The following is a 2,838-nucleotide window of genomic DNA, read 5'->3' as shown; positions in this document are numbered from 1 at the left end:
GATTAAAATTAGATTAAATAATGACTTTTGTAAATACGTAAAAATGCTGTTTTTAAAGGTGTTTGAAAGTGGCTGAAATAAACTATGCCCCAACCAGGCTTGAAAAAGGCTCGTAAAGCTTCACAATTTAGTAAACGTTAATTCGAAAGAATTACTATACTTACAAAGAGCACCTTTCGGGGTGTTATTTTTTGTACTTTCTTACTAAATTTGTGCAATTGACACAGTTGTTGCGACTTTAGTCGCTTATAAATGTGGCTGCAATTTGACGAAATCAATTGCCGTAAAATGTTAATCAATGTGATACTATTAACGCTTCGAAACACTTCATGGTTCACACCATGGGGGCTGCCTAGCTTATTTATTACTCTTGAATATACAATATAAGTACGTAATAAAAGCTCATAAGATTTTCTAGTTAAATAGAATTGAACGAACTAGTTACGAAAGGAAGTCTTATGAGCTGCCATCATTTTATCATAGTTGAGCATGAAAGTATTCTCATTTACCGTACGCAAAATCTAAATCCCCTCAAATTACTAAGTTATTTCACTTGATATAGGATAAATCCATCCTATATTTTTGCTTTTGTTGCTTAATAATGGTATGATAAACAAAAGGAGGCGGTGACAATGCAAATTAATCTTGAAAATTTAATTCCAATCACGGAGGCAAATCAGAATTTCTCTAAAGTTGCTCGAATGGTTGATAGTAAGGGTACAGCTGTTATTTTGAAAAACAATAGACCTAAATATGTTTTAGTTGACTATAGCACCTTGGTTCAAGAAGAACAGACAGAAGCTGTTGTTGCAGATCAAGCTAGTGTTGACGAGGTGGCAAGCTCTATCTTGTCACGCCACCTCGAAGCCTTGAAGGAATTAGCTAAATGAAGCGATTAATCGTTGAACAGGTTGTTGCCTTACATAGTCAATTGATTATATCTACGGGAGGAATGGATGGAGTACGAGACAAGGGGTTAGTTGAGGCCTCGCTTTCGAATGATTTTGACACTTATTTTGGAGTTGATCAATATCCAACTATTGAAGAAAAGGCATCTAGGCTTTGTTATTCTTTGATTAAGAATCACGCTTTTTTAGATAGAAATAAGCGCATTGGTATTTTTGTAATGCTTGTGCTACTAGAACTTAACGATATTGTGATTGATTGTACTGATGAAGAGTTGGTTCATCTCGGATTGGGTGTAGCGGCATCAGAATTAACCTACGAAGATATTTTAGATTTTGTAAAAAGTCATTGATACAAAAAGCAAGTGACTATTAAAAATTACTTGCTTTATTTTTTAATGATTCGAAGGTAATAATGGTGTGAACTTTTTGGTAAAATCTAGCTCAATTCGTGTATTTTTAGTGTAAAATTCACACCATTCAAATGAAAGTTATTCAAATTAGATGAAATTGTTCTTTCTGAAAACGTGAGAAAACATTGATTTTAAGCGCATTTTGAAACGTATTCAAATAGAAGTGTTTCCAACCAGGTCTTAAGAAAGCTCGTAAAGCATCACAATTTAGTAAACGTTAAAACTTATTTACACTTATTGAAAGCATTTCGTATCAAAAATACGGGATGCTTTTTCTGTTCACCCCAAATATTTGAACCTTGAATTTCCTTTAATACGTTCCGTTACGACTGTTGGCTTTAAAATAATTAGCTTTATCATAAGGCTCATACCCTAAAAAGGCCGACAATTCTGCTTGAAGCAGATCATTCATAGCTGTTTCAAGAGAAGAACGGAAAAATTCATCAATATCTTGCTTTTGGGCTAGGAGGTTAAGTAGTTCTGTGGTAAACTAAGTCATAGGAATAAATCTCTTTCTAGTAATGTTTCGCAACTCTACTATAACGGATTTATTCCTTTTTGTGTTTACACAATTTATTTTACACTACCAATTTTTTACAGATGAAATCATGAAGTTTCCATTGATACCTATTACAAAACATACTCTAACTATTTCCTTTTAATTGACTACTAAAATTGGAAGTTGTATAATGTTAAATGGAGGAAGTAATCATGGATTTACAGAGTATTTTTACATATGGGTTCATTCTCATTTTCATCATCACAGAAACGTGGATTAAAAGGAAAACAAAATCAAACAATGAAAATAACTCTGAAGACAAAGGAAGTCGTTACATCATTATCGGTAGTATTGTTTGTTGCCTTCTATTAATGAATGAACAACTTCTACCTTCTATAGCTCAACTGCCACATTTTTTGATCTATATTGGAATTCTCCTTTCTCTAGCCGGATTTGTATTACGTATCTATACAGTTAATTATCTTGGGAAGAATTTTACACTTGCTGTTCAAACGACAGATAGTCAACAGTTGGTAGAAGCAGGTCCCTACTCTATAGTAAGGAATCCAGCCTATACTGGTAGCATCGTATCCATACTTGGCTTGTCATTTGTTTCATTAAATCCTCTCACAATTATTATTTGTCTCATTCTATTGGTAGTTGGTTACAGTATCCGATTAAAGGTAGAAGAAAAAGCCTTACACAATCATTTTGGGAAAGCATATGAAACATACTGTCAAAAGGTTCGCTATCGAATTTTCCCTTATATTTGGTAATTTCATTCAAATATAACATACCTTTCAACTAGATTTGACTGATTGCTAAACATGAGAAATTTTTTAAATGAAGGATTGAGTTTTGCGTTATGTAAAATGGTTCTATAATTTCTGTAGTGGGTAAAACCACCATAGGAATTAGGCTCCTTGTCAACTGTAGTGGGTGACAAACATACTAAGATTAGTAGTGAAGAAATCTCCGACGCGAGAGAGTACTCACTACTTTTTCTTTATGTTAAAGTAGT

At 33.3% G+C, this 2,838-nt stretch carries 3 protein-coding genes and 1 pseudogene; 3 read left to right on the top strand and 1 reads right to left on the bottom strand.

The annotated features are described in order from the left end of the window. Nucleotides 1-632 precede the first annotated feature (632 nt). Together M1G14_RS10725 and M1G14_RS10720 are read left to right on the top strand one after the other, a co-directional pair. On the top strand, nt 633-890 hold the full coding sequence (locus tag M1G14_RS10725; protein WP_247926590.1) for a type II toxin-antitoxin system Phd/YefM family antitoxin: 258 nt from the start codon (nt 633-635) through the stop codon (nt 888-890). Further along, nucleotides 887-1,258 carry a type II toxin-antitoxin system death-on-curing family toxin gene (locus M1G14_RS10720; protein WP_003702087.1) on the top strand — a complete coding sequence of 124 codons (372 nt, stop codon included), beginning with the start codon at nt 887-889 and terminating at the stop codon, nt 1,256-1,258. Before M1G14_RS10725 ends, M1G14_RS10720 begins: the two co-directional genes overlap by 4 nt. A 373-nt stretch (nt 1,259-1,631) precedes the next feature. On the opposite strand, the pseudogene M1G14_RS10715 reads toward M1G14_RS10720, so the two are convergent. Beyond that, nucleotides 1,632-1,808, bottom strand: a pseudogene (locus tag M1G14_RS10715) (transposase); the annotation flags it as partial. A 221-nt stretch (nt 1,809-2,029) separates the two neighbouring features. Here M1G14_RS10715 and M1G14_RS10710 point away from each other — a divergent pair. After that, nucleotides 2,030-2,593, top strand: coding sequence for a methyltransferase family protein (locus tag M1G14_RS10710; protein WP_011476320.1), 564 nt, complete (start codon nt 2,030-2,032; stop codon nt 2,591-2,593). The last annotated feature ends 245 nt before the right edge of the window (nt 2,594-2,838 follow it).

It is taken from the genome of Streptococcus parasanguinis, from assembly GCF_023109675.1.
In the GTDB taxonomy this organism is placed as follows: domain Bacteria; phylum Bacillota; class Bacilli; order Lactobacillales; family Streptococcaceae; genus Streptococcus; species Streptococcus parasanguinis_I.
The sequence above is the reverse complement of the archived record's forward strand: the minus strand, read 5'-3'. Positions and strand labels throughout refer to the sequence as shown.

What these genes read in the sequence shown, in the direction of transcription:
- M1G14_RS10720 (WP_003702087.1), top strand. Translation starts at nt 887, where the DNA reads ATGAAGCGATTAATCGTTGAACAGGTTGTTGCCTTACATAGTCAATTG.
- M1G14_RS10710 (WP_011476320.1), top strand. Translation starts at nt 2,030, where the DNA reads ATGGATTTACAGAGTATTTTTACATATGGGTTCATTCTCATTTTCATC.
- M1G14_RS10725 (WP_247926590.1), top strand. Translation starts at nt 633, where the DNA reads ATGCAAATTAATCTTGAAAATTTAATTCCAATCACGGAGGCAAATCAG.